Source organism: Aeromonas sp. 602658 (assembly GCF_049173005.1).
GTDB lineage: Bacteria > Pseudomonadota > Gammaproteobacteria > Enterobacterales > Aeromonadaceae > Aeromonas > Aeromonas veronii_A.
Window position 1 is genome coordinate 80,306 of sequence record NZ_JAAKRF010000001.1, and the last position, 20,006, is coordinate 100,311.

Below are 20,006 nucleotides of genomic sequence, written 5' to 3' on the forward strand. Positions count from 1 at the left end.
GCCATACTATAATTCATAAATATATTAACAACATATAAAATCTGTTCCACTTGTACCACCTGGTAAAACCACCGTCAAGAAACGTAAGCAGAAAATGAAGCCTATCTCCTCTTTTATCGGCTTGCCGCGATGTTTACTCCGCTATTTGCATGATATAAAAAGGCCTCATTAAGAGGCCTAATCAGAAATATTCAGATTCCGGCTGATAGCCAGCTTTTGTGGCAATCAACTCGGTTCTGGTGACAAGGGCAACACCTGCCCATCCAGCGCATGATCACTATTGGATGGATAGTCCGGCACCGGCTCGCAGTAGGGAATGCGGCTTAGCACCGGCGCCTTGACCAGGGCGGCCAGCTGATCGGAGCGGCGCAGGCTGGCATCCGCCAGTTCGGCCACCAGCGCCAGACCGCAGCCGAGCCCCAGCCCGCCAACAATTCCCGCCAGCAGAAACAGCCAGAGCGGGTAGTTGCTCGGCTTGCTGGGTGCAAAGGGCTTGTCGATCACCTTGATCCGCTCCCCCTGCTCGAAGTTGCCCAGATCGCCTGTCACCTTGGCCTTCTCATAGCGCAGCAGCAAATCCTGATAGAGGGTGCGTTTGACCGCCAGATCCCGCTCCAGCTCGGCGAGCTGGCGCTCGGTATCTCCCTGGGAGTCGACCACCTTGTCCAGCCCATCCAGCTGGCTCTTCAGGCCGGCGGCGTTTTGCTCCGCCTCCGTCAACTGCGTCTGAGCCAACTGCCACTCGGGCCCGCGGGCCATATCCGGCTGGGATTTGAGCTGCTCAAACTCCTGCTGCAACTGGTCAATCTGATAGCGCAGACTCTGCACCTTGCTGTGCTCGTCGCTGTAGCGGGCCCGCAGCAACACCAGCTCGGTGCGCATCAGTTGCAGCTTCTCATCCAGCTGGCGGGCCAGCTGGCTCTCCTGCCCCAGTGATAGCTGATCGACCCGGGCCTTGGCCTGCTGCAAGGTGATCAGGCTCTCGGCATAGCGCTCCTGCAAACCATAGAGACGGGCGACGTTGGTACTCTGCTGCTGGGGCAAGGCGCTGGCATGCTCCCGTTTGAAGTCGGCGAGCAGCTGCTCGGCCTCTTGCAGTTCGCTGCGGCGGCTGTCGAGCTGGCTTTGCAGGAAACGTTCGGACGATTCCGCCGACTGGCGCCCCTTGCTGAGCAGGTTGAAGAAAAAGCGCCGCGAAATGGCTTCGAGCAAACCGGCGCTGTTGGCCGCCGAATCCGCCTTGACCTTTATCTCGATCACCTCATCGCCGATCAGCCGCAGCGAGACGGCACTCGAGAGCCAGTCCATGATGGCATCGCGCTGGGCTGGCGGGGTCTCGTCATTGACCAGACCGCGATCCCGCGCCACCCCGTCCAGTACATAACGGCTGCGCAGCAGGGCTTCGAGCACCGCAAAGCGGTCTTTCAGGCTCTCCTGAGTGATGAGGTCTTTGAGGGTCGGGGTCTGGTTGGCATCTTGCGGCACCATAAAGGTGGTGCGGCTCTCATACTCCTTGGGGGTGAGCAGGCCAACCGTGACGCCCACCAGCGGCATCACCAGTACCGGGATCACCAGCAGATAGCGACGGCGCCAGGCGGCAAAGAGAATGATATAGAGGTTGTAATAGAACTGGACAGGCATGGCATCACTCCCTGAGAAAAGCCCTCCCCCCGCACGATGCAAGGGCAGTGCCACCAGAGGTGCTGATCGCCTCTGTGGGCAGATCGCAAGAGTGGTACAAGATTCGCATTCTCCCGCTATCCGGGGTGTCACCCCTTCCCTTGCCGGAGCGCGAACCATGTTGTCATCAACCCCGTCGCACAGACCCCATCCTCGCAGAAGCTCCATCGTACAAATCGTGCAGCACCTGCAGCCCGGCGGGCTGGAGACCATGGTGCTCAACCTCACTCAGGCGAGCCCCGCCGAGCAACCGGTGCATATCATCTCCCTCGAAGGGCGCAAAGGAGATGTGCTAAGGGCATGGCCCGCTCTGCATCACTTCGCGGGCAATATTCACTGTCTGGAAAAGCCCGCGGGCTGGTCGCTGGCAACCCTCTGGCGGCTCACCCAATTGCTGCGCCAGCTCAAGCCCGTCGCGGTACATACCCACCATCTGGGGCCCATGCTCTATGGTGGCCTCGCCAGCCGACTGGCCCGGGTGCCTACCCTGGTACACACAGAGCACGATGCCTGGTATCTCGATGATCCCCATCAGCGCACGCTGGCCCTGTGGGGGCTGCGCGCCTTCAACCCCATTCTGGTGGCCGATGCCACGCCGGTGGCCAACCAGCTGCTGGCCAAGCTGGGCCAGTTGTCGCCAACCGTGATCCCCAACGGCATCGATGAGCAGCGTTTTGCCCCGGGCGCCGCCGCCCTCGCCCGTCAGCAGATGGGATTGCCGCAAGGGGTCAAACTGATTGGCTGCGCCGCCCGCCTTGAGTCGGTCAAGGGTCACACCTTGCTGTTGGAGGCAATCCGCGCCCTGCCGCAGGAGGTGCATCTTGCGTTGGCAGGGGTCGGCAGTTTGCAAAATGCGTTGCAACAACAGTGTCAGCAACTGGGGATCACCCATCGGGTCCATTTTCTGGGGCTGGTCGAAAACATGCCGCGCTTCTATCAGGGGCTGGATATCTTCTGCCTCCCCTCGCTGGCGGAGGGGATGCCGCTTTGCGTGCTGGAAGCACAGGCCTGCGGGGTGCCTGTGGTGATGAGCGATGTGGGGGCGGCCAGAGAGATCGTCTGCCAGGCCAGCGGCCATATTCTGTCGGAGCGGGATCCCGGCCGCCTTGCCCAGCTTCTGGCACAAGGGTTGCTGCAGTGCCATAGCCTGCGTGCCGTCACCCGTGAGTTTGTGTGCCAGCAAAGCAGCTTGAGCCGGATGGCTCAGGCCTATCAGCAGCTCTACAGCCGCTGATCAAGCGACCCGATGACCAGAGGAGCATCCCATGGAATGGATCATGATCGTGTTCTGGCTGTGCGCTGTACTGGTGGTCTACCACCATGTCGGCTATCCCCTGCTGCTCAAATTTGGTGGTCGGCAGGCGCGCAAGGTAGCCAATCCACCGCGCCCTCTGGATCGAGGGTTCAAAACAGACGCCACCGATGAGGCGCTGCCCACCATCACCCTGCTGATGCCGGTCTACAACGAAGCGGCGACCATCGCGGCCAAGCTGCAAAACCTCGCCAGCCTCGATTACCCCGCCGACAAGCTGTGGGTGCATGTGCATTTCGACGGCTGCAGCGACAACAGCTACCCCATTGCGCTGAGCCAGCTCGGTGATCCTGCCCTGCAGCAGTTGCAGATCAGGCTATTTGATCACCCCCGCAATCGCGGCAAGGTCGCCGTGCTCAACGAGGCCATGACCCGGGTGCACAGCGATCTGGTGGCCCTCACCGATGTCTCGGCCCTGCTGCCCATCGACAGCCTGCTGCTGGCGGTCGCCCATTTTGCCGATCCCAAGGTAGGGGTGGTCGGGGAGGCATACCGCTTCTGGCAACCGGGCTCACAGGGCGAGGAGAGTTACTGGCACTATCAAAGCCAGATCAAACTCTGCGAGTCGGCCCTTGGCGGCATGCTGGGGGCCCACGGGGCCTTTTACATGATGCGCCGGGAGTGCCTCACCCCGCTGGCCGCCGATACCATCAACGACGATTTCATCCTGCCGATGCAGGCCATCGCCAAGGGGTATCGCGCTGTCTATGACAATCGCTGCGCCGCATTGGAGCTGGAAGTTTCCGATGCCGCGCTGGAGGCGACACGGCGCAAGCGGATCGGGGCTGGCAACACCCAGCAGCTGTTGCGGTTGCTGCCCCTGCTGCACCCCAAGTTCGGCTGGGTTGCCTTCAACTTTGCCAGTGGCAAGGGGCTGCGGGTGTTGATGCCGCTCTGCCTGACCCTGCTGTGGCTCTGCGCCATCCCGCTTGCCACCCAATCCCTGCTGTTTCAGCTGCTGCTGGGGCTGCAACTGCTGGGGTATCTGCTGGTCATCCTGATCCAGCTGACCCCTGTCCACCCCTGGCCCAATCTGTTTCGCAAGCTCCACTATCTGGTGCTCGGACACTGGTACAACGGCATGGGCACCCTGCGCTACTGCCTGCGCGCCCCCATACGTTTCATGTCACAGGAGAAAGTCGTATGACACACCCTATTCCAAGATTGACCCTGGTGGTCAAACGCAGCATGGATCTGCTCGGTGCCACTCTTGGCCTGCTGCTGACGCTGCCACTGTGGCCGCTGATCATGCTGGCCATCCGGCTCGATAGCCCGGGGCCTGTGTTCTTTCGTCAGCTGCGGATCGGGCGCAGCCACGCCACCCATACCGAGCTCTTTTTCATGATCAAGTTTCGCACCATGCGCGCCGACGCCGAGGCGGCCACCGGGCCGGTCTGGTGTGGCAAGGGGGACAGCCGGATCACCCGCAGCGGCGACTTTCTGCGCAAAACCCGGCTCGATGAGCTGCCGCAGTTTATCAATGTGCTCAAGGGGGAAATGTCGCTGATCGGCCCCCGTCCGGAGCGACCCGGGATCGCCAATCGGCTGGAAGATGCGGTGCCGTACTTTATCGAACGCACCTATGAAGTAGCCCCCGGTATTACCGGTCTGGCCCAGGTCAATCAGGGTTACGACGAGTCACTCGATGATGTGCGCAGCAAGCTGGCGTTCGACCTGGCCTACTCGGTTGCCCTGCTCCACCCCTGGCGCTGGCTGGTGCAGGATGTGCATATCATTGGCAAGACGATCGCCATCATGGTAGGCAAGAAGGGGCGCTAATCCCGCCGCACCAACCTCAACCACATCTCAACACCCATCAGGCCATTGCCACTGCAATGGCCTTTTTTTTATGGCGCATCTTTGTGGCACATCAATGGTGATCACCGAGAAGTCAGCGACCTGATCGCCATCATCTGGCCCCATCCACAGGCCTGATGTCCGCTTGACCAACCGCAGAAACCCGAGCGTTGCGTGCTCACCGAAGCAATCCGCCCCCTGCTCCCCATAACACCGGCACATAAAAAAACGAGTAGCCAGCGGCCACTCGTTTTGACAGGTTTATCCGTGATTCAGGCGCCGTAGACGGCCAGAATATCGGTCACCCTGTTGTTGACGCTGTACCCGCGGGCGATGGTGTTGCGGGCCGCCTGACTCATTTCGCTGCGCACCACCCCATCGCTGCGCAGCCAGTAGTTGACCAGCTCCGCCATATCCCGCACATGGCCGGGCTCCACCAGCCAGCCATTGGATTTATGGTCGATCAGATTGACCAGGCCCCCCACCGCAAAGGTACAAACCGGTATGCCGTGAGCCATCGCCTCCAGGGCCACCAGCGGCAACCCTTCAAAGCGGGAAGTGATGCAGAGCAGGTCGATGTTGTGCCACTCATTGGCCATGTTCTGGAAACCATGAAGCTGGACGCGATCACCATACTGCTGCAACAAGGCACTTTTCATGGGGCCATCCCCGTAGAGATGAAACGCCCCATCCGGGCAGAAGGCGGCCAGCTGGCAGAATGCCTCCGGCCCCTTTTCCGGCGAGAGGCGGCCAACAAAGGCAATCCGGTTGCCTGCCACTGATGCAGGCGTCGCAGGCATGGGGACAAAGTTGCTGATCACCGTGCTCGGCACAGGCAATTTGCGAGCGATGGGCTCGCTCACTGCAATACACTTCGCAAAACGCGCTGTGGTGCGATCCAGCCAGCTGTAAAACTTCAGCAACCCTTCCCCGTCATCCCCACTGTGAAAAGTCGAGACCACCGATTTACCGGTGAACCAGGCTGTCAGCCGCCCCAGCACCCCGGCCTTGTAGCCGTGGGTATGGATCAGCACAGAAGCAGGCTGGCGAGCCAGACGGCGCATAAAGTCGCGGCTGTTTTGGCACACCTCATAGGGCAAACCCTGCTGTTTGAGCAGGGTCGTAAAGGGGGTCATACCGTGGTTGCTCACCAGCACTATGGTGGGGCGAAATCCTCTGGCCAGCAGATCGTTGGCGAGATGGATAATGTGAACTTCAATTCCACCGACCTGACGCGCATCGATGGCCAGCCAGATCTGCTGCATGGATAACATAAGGCCCTCCTCCCGTGGCTCCATGCCACCTGAAATGAGGCGCTGCATAGAGTGGGCCAGTCAGGCAAAGAGGGGCAGGATCAGGCGCCGGGACAGGCGACCAGCAGGAGGGTCATGTCATCGAGGGCGGCATCATTGATGCGCTCATCAAACCAGCGGGCGATGCGATGAGCCAGTTGCTCAAGACCGGGCCCCGAAGTCAGGCAGATCGCCTTAAGCTGCGACTCCCAGCGCTGGCGCTCTGCGGCATCACGGCTATCGAGCAGGCCGTCGGTCCAGAACAGCAGGATCTCGCCAGGCTTGAGCTGACGCTCATTGGTCACGAAGTGGGGATCCGGGCGCAAACCGGGCAAGGGGCCGGTCACGCCGACCTGACGGATGGTGCCGGGCCCGACCAGCCAGGGCGCAGGGTGGCCCGCGCTGGCCCACTGCACCCGCCCCTCGTTGCCGAGTTCAATGCAGAGGGTGGTGAGCAGGGTAGCCCCAAGGAGCGGATCACTGTGAACCGCATTGGACAAGATGGTCAGCAAACGGGCGGGGGCGCGCTCCAGATCGTGCGCCGTCAGCAAACCGCGCAGATAACCGGCATAGGCATGGGCAAAGAACTTGGCTTCTGCATCGTGGCCCATCACATCCCCGAGCCACAGCACCCGATCCTTGACCAGCAGAAAGTCCCCGCCCCCCACGGTGGCCGCGCGGGTTTGCAACGCCAGCTGGTATCCCCCTATGGAGGTGGCGGGCAATAACGGGCGCAGCGCCGAGGTCATGCGCTGATCCAGCTGTTCGCCCCATTGCGACTTGAGCTGCTCCGAGCGTTGCAGCACCCGCGAAACCGCCAGCAACAGGTCCTGCTTGGTGATGGGCTTGACCAGAAAGTCATCGATCCCCAGCGCCCCCGCCCGACTCTGGGTCCACTGATCCTGATGACCGGTCAGGAAGATAAAGGGCACCCCCTTCATATTGGGATCCTTCATCAACTGCTGGCGCAGCCCAAAGCCATCGATCCCCTCCATCTCGATATCGGAGAGCACCAGCGCGGGGGGCTGCTTTCCAAGCGCCAGCAGGGCGGTATGGGAGTCGGCATAACTTTCAACCCGGTAGTGCTCATGGAGATAGGCGGTGAGCAGGGCACGCATCACCTTGTCATCGTCGATCACCGCGAGCACCGGCAGTTGGTTGACCGGGCCCTGCTGGCGAAGGGTCACGCGATTGCGATCATCGTCGCGAGAGAAGTGCACCTCGGCAAACAGCTGGTGCACCAGCGCCAGCCCGTATCCCCCTTCCTGCAGCTCATCGGGTAACGGCGCACTGGCAAGACCGGGTTGCGGGCCGCCATCATCCTCCAGCACCAGACTCAAGCCCGTTTCATCTGCTGTCAGGGTGAGCCAGAGCTGGGTCGCGGGAGGGACTGTGTGCTTGACGCTATTGGTGGCCAGCTCACTGAAACAGAGCAGCCAATTGGCTTGATCCTTTGGGGAGACCTGAAACAGGGAGAGTCCCTGCGCCAGGCGGTTGCGCAGTTCGCGCACCGACTGCAGGGTTGCCGGAGCAGATCGCAACCAGTCATCCATATCGGGCCTCCATCAGCGGGCGATCAGATCCGGAAATTGAGCAAGGCGCTGCGCCGACACCAGCGCTTGAGCCATTCGGTCACCCGGTTGCTGGGCAGCCGGTTGAGCTCGCGCAGGATCTCGCTGGCCAGCCCCGGGTTGAGTTTGTCGTTATAGACTGCGCCAATCAGATTGGCCTCGGCACGAGTCAGTTTATCCACCGCACTTTGTACCACGGTCGTCGGGGTCACCCCCGCCAGTACCACCAGCAGCGCCCCTTCACAGGCACCACATACCTGATCGGCCGGAATATTGCCCCGATTGAGGGCGGTGAGCGGCGAAGTATCGAAGATCACCACATCGTAATGCTCCAGCCAGCGAACCAGCAGCTGACGCAAGGTATCCTTGTTGCGAAAGGCCATCAGATCCTTGCCTGGCGCCGGGAGCAGGGACAACGACCGGCCAGTGGCCACCGGCTCGGGCACATCATTGGGCCCCCAGGCAACCGCCGTGGCGCGGCCGGGGTGATAGAGATTGAGGTCCACCAGCAGGGTGCGCAGCCCATCCGCCTCCGAGCGCCTTGCCAGCGCATCGCAGATGGAGCTCACCCCCTCCCCCCCTTCCGACGAGGTGACAGCCAGCGAGCGGATCCCCCGGGCGACCGTCGCCGCGTAGAGGGATTCGAGCTCCAGATATTGAATGGGGATGCTCATATCAAAGCGTCCCGACCAGGGCCACCACCGAGATCGTGGTCAGAATGTCGCGCATGCCATCCATGAAAATGGCCCAGTTGCTGCTTTTGCTATCAGGGATAAAGACGGTGTCCCCTGCGCGCAGCACCGGTAACTGGCTAAAGTCGGGCTCTTTGGCAAAGCCGTCAAGATCGAAGCTGCGGGCCTGATCCCCCTGACCACTGGTAGCCATGTTGATCACCACAATCTTCTTGATATAGGCGCTGCTGGTCGGGCCCCCCGCCTCGGCCAGCAGATCCAGCAGGGTCATGGAGGAGTCAAAACGGTAGCGACCGGGACGGGCAATCGCCCCCAACACCCGAATGGTGTTCTCCTTCGGCTCGTCGAGCCAGGGGCGATTCTTCTCCGGCAGGTAGATGGAGTCGCCGGGCAGCACCTTGGGCAGCAAGGTTTCATCGCCGGTTTCAAAGTAGAGGGCAAGATCGAGCTTGCTGACCCGTGCCGTGCTGCCACTGCGATGGGCGATGCGCACATTACGCAGATCCGCCGCCGCAGTCGGACCATCGGCGGCCGACAGGATGTCGATAAAGCCCATCTGCTCATTGAAGGCATAGCGACCGGGGGCTCCGACCTGACCGAAGATATAGATGGAACTGTCCGGTGACTGGCGCACCCACTGGGATTTGTTGTCACTGGGATCGGTGGGCAGCTCGGGGATCATGATGGTGAATCCGGCCCGGATCTTTGGCAGGCTGGCCAGCGCCCCCCCCTGATGAAGGAACTTGTCGAGATCAAACAGGGTCGGCGTGGCCTGCCCCCCTTCGGCGGTCAGGATCTGCACCTTGGCGATATCGGCTCGCTCGTTGGGGCCACCGGCGTGGGCGATCAGATCCAGCAACGACATCTCGTCAGACCATTCATAGCGGCCCGGGATCCGCACCGCCCCCATCACCATCACCGCCCGCCCGGGTGCCACCTTCAACCAGGACTTCTCGTTGATATCGGTTTTTTCCGGCACAAAAATGGCATCACCGGGTTTGACTTGGGGCAGCGCCTTTTGCATCCCCTCGGTATAGGCCTGCAAGTCGATGGGTTCGATCGTGCCATCGGTGCGCAGCAAACGGATCTGGCGACTCTCGGCATAGCGGGTCGGGCCACCGGCATTGGCCAGAATATCGAGGAAGGAGTCCCCTTCCCGCCCCTCATAGGCGCCGGGTTTGAACACCTCGCCCATGATGTAGATGGTGCGTGCCCCCCGTTTTATCTGCTCTTCATCCTTGGGCACGAAGATGGTGGCGCCCGGCGCCAGATTGGGCAGCAACTTGTTGTTGCCGGAGTCGAGATAGGCTTTGAGATCGAACAGCTCGGGGGCATCACCATTGATCACCCGGATCCGCTCCACCCCGGCAAAGCGGGTCACCCCACCTGCCCGCATCAGCAGATCCACGATGGAGTTGCCGCTCTTGAAACTGAAGGCGCCGGGGCTGTTGACCTCGCCAAACACCTTGATCGCCTTGCCGGTATCGCCATCCCCGCCTGCCGCCAGGGTCGCCGCATCAAAATCGATCTGCACGTTGCCGATCAAAGGCGATGCTGGCACGAACACCACATCAAGGGATTGCAATGGCGGCAACACGCTGGCATCGCCGGTATCGAGATAACGCTTGTAGTCGAAGCTAGAGACCGTGCTGCCGCGCCGCACCTGCATGTTGTTGAGCTGGGCACCGGGCACCAGACCACCAGCGGCATCGAGGGCCATCTGCACGTTGCCATCGGGCGCCAGATCATAACTGCCGGGTTTTTTGACATAGCCCATCACGCTGATCAGCAGCCGCTTCTCCAGCAAGGTGACGGTCAATTGAGAGAGGTTGTTGTAAACAGGTTTGAGGGCGGTGCGGATCAGCTCATCCGCCTGTTGCAGGGTCTTCCCCCCCACCACTAGGTTGCCGACTTCAGGCAGTGCAATCTCCCCCTGCTTGTTGATCTGGAAAGGCTGATCAAAAGCAGGCTCACCGGGTTGCACTATGGCCAACCGATCACCGGGAGCCAACAAGGTGGAGGCCAGTAACGGGCAGGTGAACAACAGCAAGAGAACATAGATCAATCCTTCGAGAGCGCCCCGTTTCATAGACATCCTTTTCGTCTGTTACGTCTGCCCCCATTGGCGTAAGGGGAGCCCTGACCAATCAGCACGACAGCCATCCGCTGTTGTCTGTTGCAGCCGCAAACGTACTTGTTGTAGTGATTGTGCCAGCACGGTCTGACGCCAGGCTACATCCGACCAGAGCCGTCCGTGCATATCCCGTTCGATATCAATACGTTGAGATTGTAGTCGTTTCAACTCGGCAGGCATACACCCCTGCAGACTCGCTTGCTTTAATTCCGTCAGCTGCAAGTCGAGTTCCTTCTGACGCTCATCATAACGAGACCAGACCCGCCGTTCATCCTCATTGACCGGAATACGGGTGGGTCTTGCCTCGGCCATGCCGCCATACCCCTGTGGCGGCCACTGCGCACAACCCGACAGCAGAATGGACGAGAGCAGGATACCAAAGCGTTTCATGATGCAGCGGCCATCATGCCACGGGAACGCATATAGGCCTTGATGCTCTCATGGCAGGGGATCACCCGGTCGATATGCAACATCTCCAGCAGGTCATGGGGTTGACCGGGTCCGCAGACAAGGGCCATCTGATGCCCGTTCATAATCAATCTTTTGTAGAGAAATACCAAGGCTCCGATCCCCGACGAATCGATAAAATGAACATCGCTGATATCGGCCAGGATATCTCCCGGGTGGGTCGAGAGGGTTTCAAACAACGGGCGGAGCTCACTGACGGCCATCGCGTCAAACTCGTTTTCCAGTACCACTACCTGGATATCATTAAGGGTGTAAGTCATGCTTTCCATCGCTAGCTCCTTGTCGATTCTCAGACTATTTGCTGTCACGGCATTCAGCACGCTGCAAATGTTATGCCGGGCAGTGCCACGGCTCTTGTTCTCCAAATGATACTCTTTGCGCCTTATTCGCCAACACCCACTCCTCGTTTTGATTGCCAAATTGCAATTAACCTCCCCCGCACGTTGCAAACTGCAATTCACCTTGGCCGAGATCGCCCGATAACAGGCTAAATGACTGATAATTCAAGCCCATTAGACCGGGCCCGATTATTGCTTACCTTTGGACACACTTTACAAGCCACCGTTGGCTCGGCCCCCATGCCGCCATATTCCAGGAAGGAGAGATCATGAAAGCAGGCCTTTACATCGCACCACTGCTGGCAGCCCTTTGCGGCACCGCATACGCAGCCCCCTCCCCTGACAGCGCCGTGTTGAAGGTTGAAGGCGCCATCAGCAGCCCCACTCATCAGGCTCTGGCCCTGTGGGACAGCGCCATGCTGGATCAACTACCGGTACACGAAATCAAAACCCATACCCCATGGTATGACGAAGCCAAGACCTTTCGCGGCCCGCTGCTGCAAGATGTATTGGCCAAGGTCGGGGCAACCGGCAAACAGCTCACCATTACCGCGCTCAATGACTACTCGGTACAGGTGCCGACAAGCGATGCCGAGCAGTATCGGGTCATCCTCGCCCGCACGATCAATGGCAAGCCACTGTCGGTGCGTGACAAAGGGCCGCTGTTCCTTGTCTATCCGTTCGATCAATATCCCGAACTGCAAAACAAGCTCTATTACGGTCGGGCTATCTGGCAGATCAGCGCGATAAAAGTGGAGTAAATCCCATCATGCGTTCCATGGCGGCCAGTCAACGTTTCTTGTTTGTGGTGCTTTGTGTGCTGCTCCTTGCCTTTGCCGGTATTGGTACCATCCAGTACCGGCAATTTCAGGATCTGCAGCGCAGTACCAGCCAGGGCGAAGACAACGTGATGTGGAACTATTTCCAGCTCTATAACGAAGCGCTGCGTTTTCAAAGCTCGCTGCTCCATGAGTCGCAACCGACCTTCCAGCTCAGATACGATATTCTGGTCAGCCGCATGGATCTGGTGCTGGAGAGCAAGGATCGCAGCCTGCTTCAGCAAACAGAGATCTACCAGCAGGCAAGCAAAGCCATTCGATCCTACATCTCTCTGGCGGATATCTGGCTCGGCCCGGAAGCCACCAAGCCGCTGGACAATCTTGCCCATCAGGAGCTGCGCCAACAGCTTGCCTCCCTGCTCCCCCTGCTCCATCAGCTGACTCTGGAGGTGAACCAGCAGGCGACCCTGTTTGATGTGGCGCGTCGCGACAGCGTGAGGGAGCAGATCATCACGACGACACTCATCGCAACCCTGCAATTTGCGCTGCTCTTTGTGCTCGCCCTGCTGATCTGGCGGCAAATGAATATCTCGTTTCTGCAACACAAACTGATGCAGCAGCTCAATGACAAACTGCTGCGGGCAAATCAGGCGGCAGAGGCAGGCACAAGAGCCAAAAGCAGCTTTTTGGCCAACATGAGCCATGAAATTCGCACCCCCATGAATGGCATTCTCGGCATGCTCTCACTGCTGGCCGATCGGGATATGGATCCGAGGGAGCGAGACTATCTGGAAACGGCGCGCGAATCGGCAAACCATCTGCTGGGTCTGCTTAACGACATTCTGGATGTATCCAAGCTGGAAGAGGGCAAGATCGAGCTGCAACTGGCCCCCCATCACTTGCCGCAGCTGCTGGAGGATATCCGGGCCCTGATGCAGAGCAACTGCGATGCGAAAGGGATCAAACTGACCCTGACTGTTGCCCCCGATACGCCGGAGTGGTTGATGATCGACCCGCTGAGGGTGCGCCAAATTCTCTTCAACCTGGTGAGCAATGCCATCAAGTTCACCCATCAGGGGGAAGTAAAGATCCATGTTGATAGCACCCTGTTGGAGCAGGATCGCCACTCGATACGCATCTCGATCCAGGACACAGGGATCGGCATGAGCAAAAGTCAGCTAAAGAACCTGTTTCAACGTTTCGCCCAGGCGGATGTCTCGATCACCCGCCAATATGGCGGATCGGGCCTGGGACTTGAAATATCCCGTAACCTCGCACGCCTGATGGGTGGCGATATCTCGGTAGAGAGCAGCGAGGGACATGGCAGTACTTTTACCTACATCTGGCCCGCCAGAGCCACGACCCCCTCGATTGTTTGCCTGCCGTCCAAACCGCTGGATCAGGAGAGTTATCGCATCTTGCTGGTTGATGACAATGCCACCAACCGCAAGGTGATCGGCGCCATGCTCGACTCCGTGGGCCATCAGGTCACACTGGCCGTTCAGGGAGAAGAGGCGCTGGAGAAACTGGGTCACACCGAATTTGATCTGGTGTTGATGGATGTCCAGATGCCAGTGATGGATGGCCTGGTGGCCACCACCCGGATCCGCACCTCCCAGATGCCTTGGGCAGATATCCCCATCATCGCCCTGACGGCTGATGCGATGCCGGAATCCAAGCAATACTATCTTTCCCATGGCATGAATGGATATATCACCAAGCCCATCAATAAAGAGACGCTGCTAAGCGAGATAAACAGACATATTTCCCATGGTCGGCTCAAATACAACGCAGCCATGCGTGTCACCAAACAATAAAACCTTGGATTCCGGGCTACTGATTGCTCATTTGGGACAACATTGACCTCTGCAGGCAACTGAATGGGCTTGGGTCTGGAACGCGCACAGGCAAGCCGCTTCGCAACAGCTGCACGGGCCGTCAGCTTGTCTCGGGTATGCAGGGATTTTTTGATCTCTTTACGACGGCCACAGGGGAGCTTGGTGACTTTACGGTAATACCGGATGCCGTGGGGACTGAGCCAGAGATTCATCGATGAGCTCCTCGTCGTCCACACAAAGTGGATGACCAAGGGCTTTAGGAAGCTAACTTATTGAATTGCAGAAACAAGTGGTGGCCCTACCAGCCACATCCCGGCACTCGAGTCCCCCGCCTTGGCTGCTACCTTCCGGTCCTGACCAGGTCGACGGGTTATCAATGCGAGAGGACCAATAGGACCACCGGCGAGGAGAATAGGCAAACTGGGCGTTCAATGCAACGGCTTTCTACCCTCCAACAGGTCGTTTGCCTTATTTTTCAACAATCTGCCGAATGAATCAGCTAAACAACATAAATTTCGCCCCCACCAGCAGCATCAGCAGAGCAAATGCCTGCTTGAGGCGTCTTGGTGACAATCGGTGTGCCAGCTTGGCACCAAGGCGGGCGAACTGGGTACTGGTCAGCACAATGCCCAGCAGGGCGGGCAGATAGATGTAGCCCACACTCCACTCGGGCAGATCGGCATGATCCCAACCCGCATAGAGGTAGCTCAGACTCCCCGCCAGCGCGATGGGCATGCTGCAAGCTGCAGAGGCCGCTACCGCATTGCGCATTGGCACCGAGTTCCAGCTCAGATAAGGGACGGTCAGCGAGCCACCGCCAATACCAAACAGCGCTGACATCCAGCCAATGATGGTACCGGCGATGCCTGTGCCGAGCGCCCCCGGCATATGGCGCTCCGCTTTGGGCTTGAGATTGAGCCCCATCTGTAGCGCCATGCTCCAGGCGAAGCAGCCGATAATGATATTGAGGGTACTGGCACTGAGCAGATTGGCCGTCATACCACCGAGCCAGGCACCAACCAGCATGCCCGCCCCCAATCTGCGGATCATCACCCAGTCGACGGCGCCCGCTTCCTGATGTGCTCTAAGCGAGCTGAATCCGGTAAAGATCATGGTGGGCAACGAGGTGCCGAGGGCCAGATGGGTAATTATTTCAGGGTCGATCCCCTGAGCGCGAAAGGTCATGACCAGCACGGGGACAATGATCAATCCACCGCCAATCCCGAACAGCCCTGCCAGCATGCCGGCAAAGGCGCCCAGCAGGAGGTAACCCATAAACAGCATAAAAATTCCTGTTTTGAACGATAAACGGCCAACACGGCCGGGCAACAGTGGATATCAGCATGAAAAAAAAGAGATGGCGCGAGGGCCATCTCTTCATTGTGCCGGTTAGTGCAGCGGAATGGTACCGTCCATCACCTTGTAGAAGGCCAGCACGGCACAGCCGAGCAGTGCCGCTGTCATCCCCTGCTCCAACCGGTTAAGGCCGCGCAGACCGTGATGCTGACGCGCCTTCCAGTAGATGAAGATGCCCGGGCTGTAGAGCAGCGCCACCAGCAACAGGTACTCCACACCGGCTGCGTAGACCAGCCAGCAGCCGTAAACCGTCGCCACCAGAGCCAGCAGCAGGTCACGCTTGCGCTGATGGGGTTGACCCTGATAGGTCTCCCCTTTCAATGCCAGCTTCAGGCCATAGGCACCGGAGAAAACGTAGGGCACCAACGCTGCAGAGGTCGCGATGTTGACCAGCGCCAGATAGGTGCTGCTCTGGAAGTAGATGATGATCAGGAAGATCTGCACCAGACAGGTAGAGCACCAGAGGGATACCTGCGGCGAGCCGTTCTTGTTCTCCTTGGCAAACCAGCCTGGGAACACACCGGTCTTGCCCGCGATGTAGGGCACTTCAGCGGCCAGCACGGTCCAGCTGAGCAGAGCCCCCATCACCGACACCACCAGACCGATGTTGATAAGCCAGGCGCCCCAGGGGCCGACCACGGCTTCGAGGATCATGGCGGTCGAAGGATTTTTGAGCGCCGCCAGTTGCGGCTGGCTCATGACACCCAGCGAGAACAGTGTCACCATCACGTAAAGCGTCAGGGCGCCGAGCAGCGCCAGCACAGTAGCACGGCCCACATCCTTGCGATGGCGGGCACGGGCAGAGACCACCACGGCCCCTTCAATCCCGATAAAGACCCAGAGGGTCACCTTCATGGTGGACTTGACCTGATCCATCACGGAGCCCAGCTCCATGTTGTTCTGGCCCCAGATATCCAGAGTGAAGGTATCCATGTTGAAGGCCAGCAGGATCGCAACACAGAAGACGATGAGCGGCACCATCTTGGCGATGGTAGTGACGATATTCACCAGTGCAGCAACCTGTACCCCGCGCAGCACCAGCGCATGCACCGACCAGATCAGGATGGAGGCCAGCGTGATGGCCACCGGCGTATTGCCGTCACCGAAGATGACGTTGTCAGGCGTATCGAAGAAGTAGCTCAGGGCGCTGAACACCACGATGGCGTAAGAGACGTTGGCCAGCAGTTGGCAGAGCCAGTAACCCCAGGCGGCGTTGAAGCCGATGAAATCGCCGAAACCGGCTTTGGCATAGCTGAAAATACCGCCATCGAGATCGGGGCGGCGCATGGAGAGGTTCTGATAGACCAGCGCGAGACAGATCATGCCAAGACCGGTGATGGCCCAACCCAGGGCGACCGCCCCGGCACTGGCATGCGCAGCAATGTTTTGTGGCAGACTGAAGACCCCGGCGCCGACCATGGAGCCGATCACCAGCGAAATGAGGGCGCCCAGCCCTAGTTTCTTGTCCATTTCAATCCTGTTTATTTAGGCGGCGGCAGAGCGTCCGTATTCATACTGCGCGCAATATGGGAGGGGCTGGGAATCCTGACCCCGTGAAAAAGGCGGCAACTATATTGCATGACTATTCCGACCGCAATCCCTCGTCCCGTCAATCATGCACCGCCTTGACCGCGCGCAATTTTACAGCACTGACCCATATGGCCTGTGAGCTGGCTCAAATTAACCAAGACCCATTGATATTTCTCATTTTTCTGCCAACACAACCTGACTCGCATGGTTCCTATGCATCGCCATTCAGGCGCTCTCTGTACAAATAATCTGCATAAAAAAGCTCCGGTGGAAACACCGGGGCCCATTATGTAAATCCCTATAAACGCAAACCGCCATCCAGTTCAATCATCCGCCCCGACAGATAGTCGTTGGCAAAAATAAAGCTCACCGTCTCGGCCAGCTGTTGCGCCTCGCCAAGGGTGCCGACCGGAATGGCCTGCTGCATCCGCGCCATCGCCTCCGGCTTCATCGCCGCCGTCATGTCGGTGGCAAACACCCCGGGAGCGATCCCCATCACCCGAATGCCATGGCGCGCCAGCTCCCGCGCCCAGGTCACCACCAGCGAGGCAACCCCCGCCTTGCTGGCGGCATAGTTGCTCTGGCCAATATTGCCGGCGCGGGCGATAGAGGAGATGTTGATGATGACGCCCCCCTGCCCCCCTTGCGCCATCAGCGCCGCCCCCTCGCGACCGCAGAGGAAGGTACCTGTGAGGTTGACGTCAATCACGCTCTGCCACTGGGCCAGCGTCATCTTCTCCACCAGCTCACCCTCTTTCACCTTGATCAGCATGCCATCGCGCAAAATGCCGGCGCAGTTGATAAGACCGTGCAGCACGCCAAAACGCTCCTTGATGGCAGCAAAAACCGACTCAACCTCGGCTTCGCTCGCCACATTGCAGACAAACAGCTCGCACTGGCTATCTTGATCGCGCTGACCATTCTGGCTGTGCACCATGGCTAAGGTCGCCTCCAGGTCGGCGCGATTGATGTCGAGCAGTGCCAGCGTCGCCCCCTGTGCGCTCAGGGCCAGCGCAATGGCCCGTCCCAAGCCACGTCCAGCGCCGGTAATAACGATGACCTTATCTTTGATATCCATCAATGCTCCTTGTAGCTAGTCGAAGGGAGATGCCTTGAAGAGAGGTGGCCCGTCAGGCGGGATCCTGTTTATCCAGATAGAGTTCGACGATGCTGGAGAAATCGCGGCTCCCCTGCCCCTGAGCGGCATGCAGGTTGAACAGGTTACGCGCGAGCGCCCCCATCGGCACAGCGCTGTGGCCATGCTCGGCCAGCGCCATGGCCAGCCCCAAATCTTTCACCATCAGACGGGTCATAAAGCCCCCCTGATAGTTGCGGGCGGCAGGGACATTCTCCATCACCCCGGGCCAGGGGTTGTAGCGCTCCAGACTCCAGTTGTTGCCGGAGCTCTTGCCCATGATGGTGGAGAGCACGGCGGGATCCAGCCCCTCCTTCACCCCGAGGGCCAGCGCTTCGGCAGTACCCGCCATATGGATCGCAAGCAGCATGTTATTGCACATCTTGGCGATCTGCCCTGCCCCCAACGCCCCGGCATGAAACAGATTCTGCCCCATGCAGGCGAGCAGGGGCTTGGCTGACTCGAAATCCGCCCCGTCGCCACCGACGATAAAGGTGAGCGTCCCGGCGGCCGCACCGGCGACACCACCCGAGACAGGGGCATCGATAAAACGCAAACCACGCGCGCGGGCCGCCTCCCCGACCTGACGGGCAGAGTCGACATCTATGGTGGAGCAGTCGATCACCAGTGCACCAACCGGCAGGGCTGCCAGCAGATCCTGCCCACCTCGCTCACCGGCGCTCTCGCCCAACCAAAGATCGCGTACATGCTCCCCCGCAGGTAGCATGCTGATCACCACCTCGCAGCCGGTCGCCGCATCACGGGCATCCCCCGTGGCGATGCAGCCAGCGGCGATGGCGCGCTCAATGTTTTGGGCAACCAGATCAAACACCTGCACCGTGTGCCCGGCCCTGGCCAGATTGGCCGCCATGGGCCCCCCCATGTTGCCGAGCCCGATAAACCCTATCCTTGTCATCCCGCTTGCTCCTTGCGTTGCTGATGGCGGCGTCCGCCGGTTGCCAAGATGTTATTCCTTGCAGGTCAACGGATTGCGCCCCTGCGGCCAGCGATAGAACTCGTCCAGCCACTCCACCTCCGGTGGCAACTGTTGCCAGCGGGGATCTTTATCCTTGTCGATCAGCAGTGCCCGTACCCCTTCCACAAAATCCCCCTTGAGCACACAGTTGACCGAGAGGGTCAGCTCCTCGGCAAATACTTCGGCCAGGGCGTTGCGGCGAGCCTGCCAATATTGGCGCCACAAAATGGCGCGGCTGATGGGGCTGCCGGTGCGGCAAATCTGCTGCGCCTGCTGGAGCACAGCTTCATGTTCATCGAACTGAGCCTCGAACAACCGCGCCAATACACCTTGCAGCGTGCGTCCCGCCAGCAAGGCATCGATCCTCTGTTGATGGGGTAGCAATACTGGCGCCGGCAAGCGGGCCGCCACCTCACGGTGCAATTCCGTGAGCAGCAGATCGATCTGCTCACGGGGATCACCACTGCCAGTCCAGTCGAGCACGGCGAGGCGTGACAACAGCGCACTGCGCTCGCCACTGGCGATGGCATGATCCGCCAGCCCAAGGCCGATGGCATCACTCCCGTTGAAGCGGGCGCCAGTCAAACCAAGCCAGAGCCCCAGCCGCCCCGGCATCCGGCTTAAAAACCAGCTGGCCCCCACATCGGGGTAGAGGCCAATGGTCACCTCCGGCATGGCGAACAGGCTCTTCTCGGTCACCACCCGGAAATCGGCGCCGGCAAACAGGCCAATGCCGCCCCCCATGCAGATACCGTCCGCCACGCAGATCAGGGGCTTGCGGTAAGAGTGGATGTGGTGGTCGAGCCGGTACTCCTGCTCGAAAAAGTCGCGGGCATATTCGAACAGTTCCGATCCGCTCGCCTCCTGCTTGCGGTAATAGAAGGAGCGGATATCGCCACCGGCACAAAATGCCTTCTCACCCGCCCCCTGCAGCAGCACACAGACGATGGCGGGATCCTGCTCCCAACGGGTCAGCGTCTGTTGCAGGATCTGGATCATCGGCAGGCTCAATGCGTTGAGAGACGCAGGGCTGTCGAGGGTCAACACCCCGATCTGATGGCCATCTTCGGTGGGATAACAGCTAACCTTGACCGGCTCACTCATAAAC

17 protein-coding genes and 1 other RNA gene are annotated in these 20,006 nt (G+C 59.7%); 5 read left to right on the top strand and 13 right to left on the bottom strand.

The features are described 5' to 3' along the window. Positions 1-225 precede the first annotated feature (225 nt). Entirely contained in the window at positions 226-1,641 is a 1,416-nt protein-coding gene (locus G5253_RS00355) for a GumC family protein (protein WP_266133942.1), read from the bottom strand. Positions 1,642-1,798: 157 nt separating this feature from the next. Between G5253_RS00355 and G5253_RS00360 the strand changes: the two genes are divergently transcribed. The 3 genes from G5253_RS00360 to G5253_RS00370 are packed head-to-tail and all read left to right on the top strand — an operon-like array spanning position 1,799 to position 4,771. Beyond that, on the top strand, positions 1,799-2,914 hold the full coding sequence (locus tag G5253_RS00360; RefSeq protein ID WP_266133941.1) for a glycosyltransferase: 1,116 nt from the start codon (positions 1,799-1,801) through the stop codon (positions 2,912-2,914). 31 nt (positions 2,915-2,945) lie between these two features. After that, complete coding sequence (locus tag G5253_RS00365; RefSeq protein ID WP_266133940.1) at positions 2,946-4,139, top strand: glycosyltransferase family 2 protein; 1,194 nt, start codon at positions 2,946-2,948, stop codon at positions 4,137-4,139. Continuing rightward, the gene (locus G5253_RS00370) at positions 4,136-4,771 is read left to right on the top strand and encodes a sugar transferase (RefSeq protein WP_005333398.1); all 636 of its coding nucleotides are present in this window, start codon (positions 4,136-4,138) and stop codon (positions 4,769-4,771) included. The genes G5253_RS00365 and G5253_RS00370 overlap by 4 nt, the downstream gene beginning before the upstream one ends. Before the next feature lie 290 nt (positions 4,772-5,061). Here the strand turns inward: G5253_RS00370 and G5253_RS00375 are convergent, their stop codons facing one another. The 6 genes from G5253_RS00375 to G5253_RS00400 form a co-directional block, all read right to left on the bottom strand. Beyond that, positions 5,062-6,063 carry a glycosyltransferase family 4 protein gene (locus tag G5253_RS00375; RefSeq protein ID WP_266133939.1) on the bottom strand — a complete coding sequence of 334 codons (1,002 nt, stop codon included), beginning with the start codon at positions 6,061-6,063 and terminating at the stop codon, positions 5,062-5,064. A gap of 80 nt (positions 6,064-6,143) precedes the next feature. Further along, positions 6,144-7,634: a SpoIIE family protein phosphatase gene (locus G5253_RS00380; protein ID WP_266133938.1), complete on the bottom strand. Its 1,491-nt coding sequence runs from the start codon at positions 7,632-7,634 to the stop codon at positions 6,144-6,146. A gap of 23 nt (positions 7,635-7,657) precedes the next feature. Continuing rightward, complete coding sequence (locus G5253_RS00385) at positions 7,658-8,326, bottom strand: tyrosine-protein kinase family protein (RefSeq protein WP_005360129.1); 669 nt, start codon at positions 8,324-8,326, stop codon at positions 7,658-7,660. A gap of 1 nt (position 8,327) precedes the next feature. Further along, positions 8,328-10,433, bottom strand: coding sequence for an SLBB domain-containing protein (locus G5253_RS00390; RefSeq protein ID WP_266133937.1), 2,106 nt, complete (start codon positions 10,431-10,433; stop codon positions 8,328-8,330). An 18-nt stretch (positions 10,434-10,451) separates the two neighbouring features. Then, positions 10,452-10,868, bottom strand: coding sequence for a hypothetical protein (locus G5253_RS00395; protein ID WP_019445317.1), 417 nt, complete (start codon positions 10,866-10,868; stop codon positions 10,452-10,454). Continuing rightward, complete coding sequence (locus tag G5253_RS00400; RefSeq protein ID WP_005333409.1) at positions 10,865-11,215, bottom strand: STAS domain-containing protein; 351 nt, start codon at positions 11,213-11,215, stop codon at positions 10,865-10,867. Before G5253_RS00400 ends, G5253_RS00395 begins: the two co-directional genes overlap by 4 nt. A gap of 338 nt (positions 11,216-11,553) precedes the next feature. Here G5253_RS00400 and G5253_RS00405 point away from each other — a divergent pair, with 338 nt between their 5' ends. Beyond that, positions 11,554-12,045 (top strand): molybdopterin-dependent oxidoreductase, encoded by a 492-nt coding sequence (locus G5253_RS00405; RefSeq protein WP_005351410.1) that lies wholly within the window; start codon positions 11,554-11,556, stop codon positions 12,043-12,045. A gap of 8 nt (positions 12,046-12,053) precedes the next feature. Then, positions 12,054-13,880 carry an ATP-binding protein gene (locus tag G5253_RS00410; protein WP_047435143.1) on the top strand — a complete coding sequence of 609 codons (1,827 nt, stop codon included), beginning with the start codon at positions 12,054-12,056 and terminating at the stop codon, positions 13,878-13,880. A 317-nt stretch (positions 13,881-14,197) separates the two neighbouring features. Here G5253_RS00410 and ffs read toward each other — a convergent pair. From ffs to G5253_RS00440, 6 genes are all read right to left on the bottom strand, one after another. Beyond that, positions 14,198-14,294, bottom strand: an RNA gene (gene ffs / locus G5253_RS00415) — signal recognition particle sRNA small type. A 102-nt stretch (positions 14,295-14,396) separates the two neighbouring features. Beyond that, on the bottom strand, positions 14,397-15,185 hold the full coding sequence (locus G5253_RS00420; protein ID WP_266133935.1) for a sulfite exporter TauE/SafE family protein: 789 nt from the start codon (positions 15,183-15,185) through the stop codon (positions 14,397-14,399). A gap of 105 nt (positions 15,186-15,290) precedes the next feature. After that, positions 15,291-16,727: an arginine-ornithine antiporter gene (gene arcD / locus G5253_RS00425; protein ID WP_005336921.1), complete on the bottom strand. Its 1,437-nt coding sequence runs from the start codon at positions 16,725-16,727 to the stop codon at positions 15,291-15,293. Between the two features lie 358 nt (positions 16,728-17,085). Continuing rightward, positions 17,086-17,865, bottom strand: coding sequence for an SDR family oxidoreductase (locus tag G5253_RS00430; RefSeq protein WP_266133934.1), 780 nt, complete (start codon positions 17,863-17,865; stop codon positions 17,086-17,088). A gap of 52 nt (positions 17,866-17,917) precedes the next feature. Next, positions 17,918-18,838 carry a 3-hydroxyisobutyrate dehydrogenase gene (gene mmsB / locus G5253_RS00435; protein ID WP_266133933.1) on the bottom strand — a complete coding sequence of 307 codons (921 nt, stop codon included), beginning with the start codon at positions 18,836-18,838 and terminating at the stop codon, positions 17,918-17,920. Between the two features lie 51 nt (positions 18,839-18,889). Beyond that, positions 18,890-20,002 carry an enoyl-CoA hydratase/isomerase family protein gene (locus G5253_RS00440; RefSeq protein WP_266133932.1) on the bottom strand — a complete coding sequence of 371 codons (1,113 nt, stop codon included), beginning with the start codon at positions 20,000-20,002 and terminating at the stop codon, positions 18,890-18,892. Between the last annotated feature and the right edge of the window lie 4 nt (positions 20,003-20,006).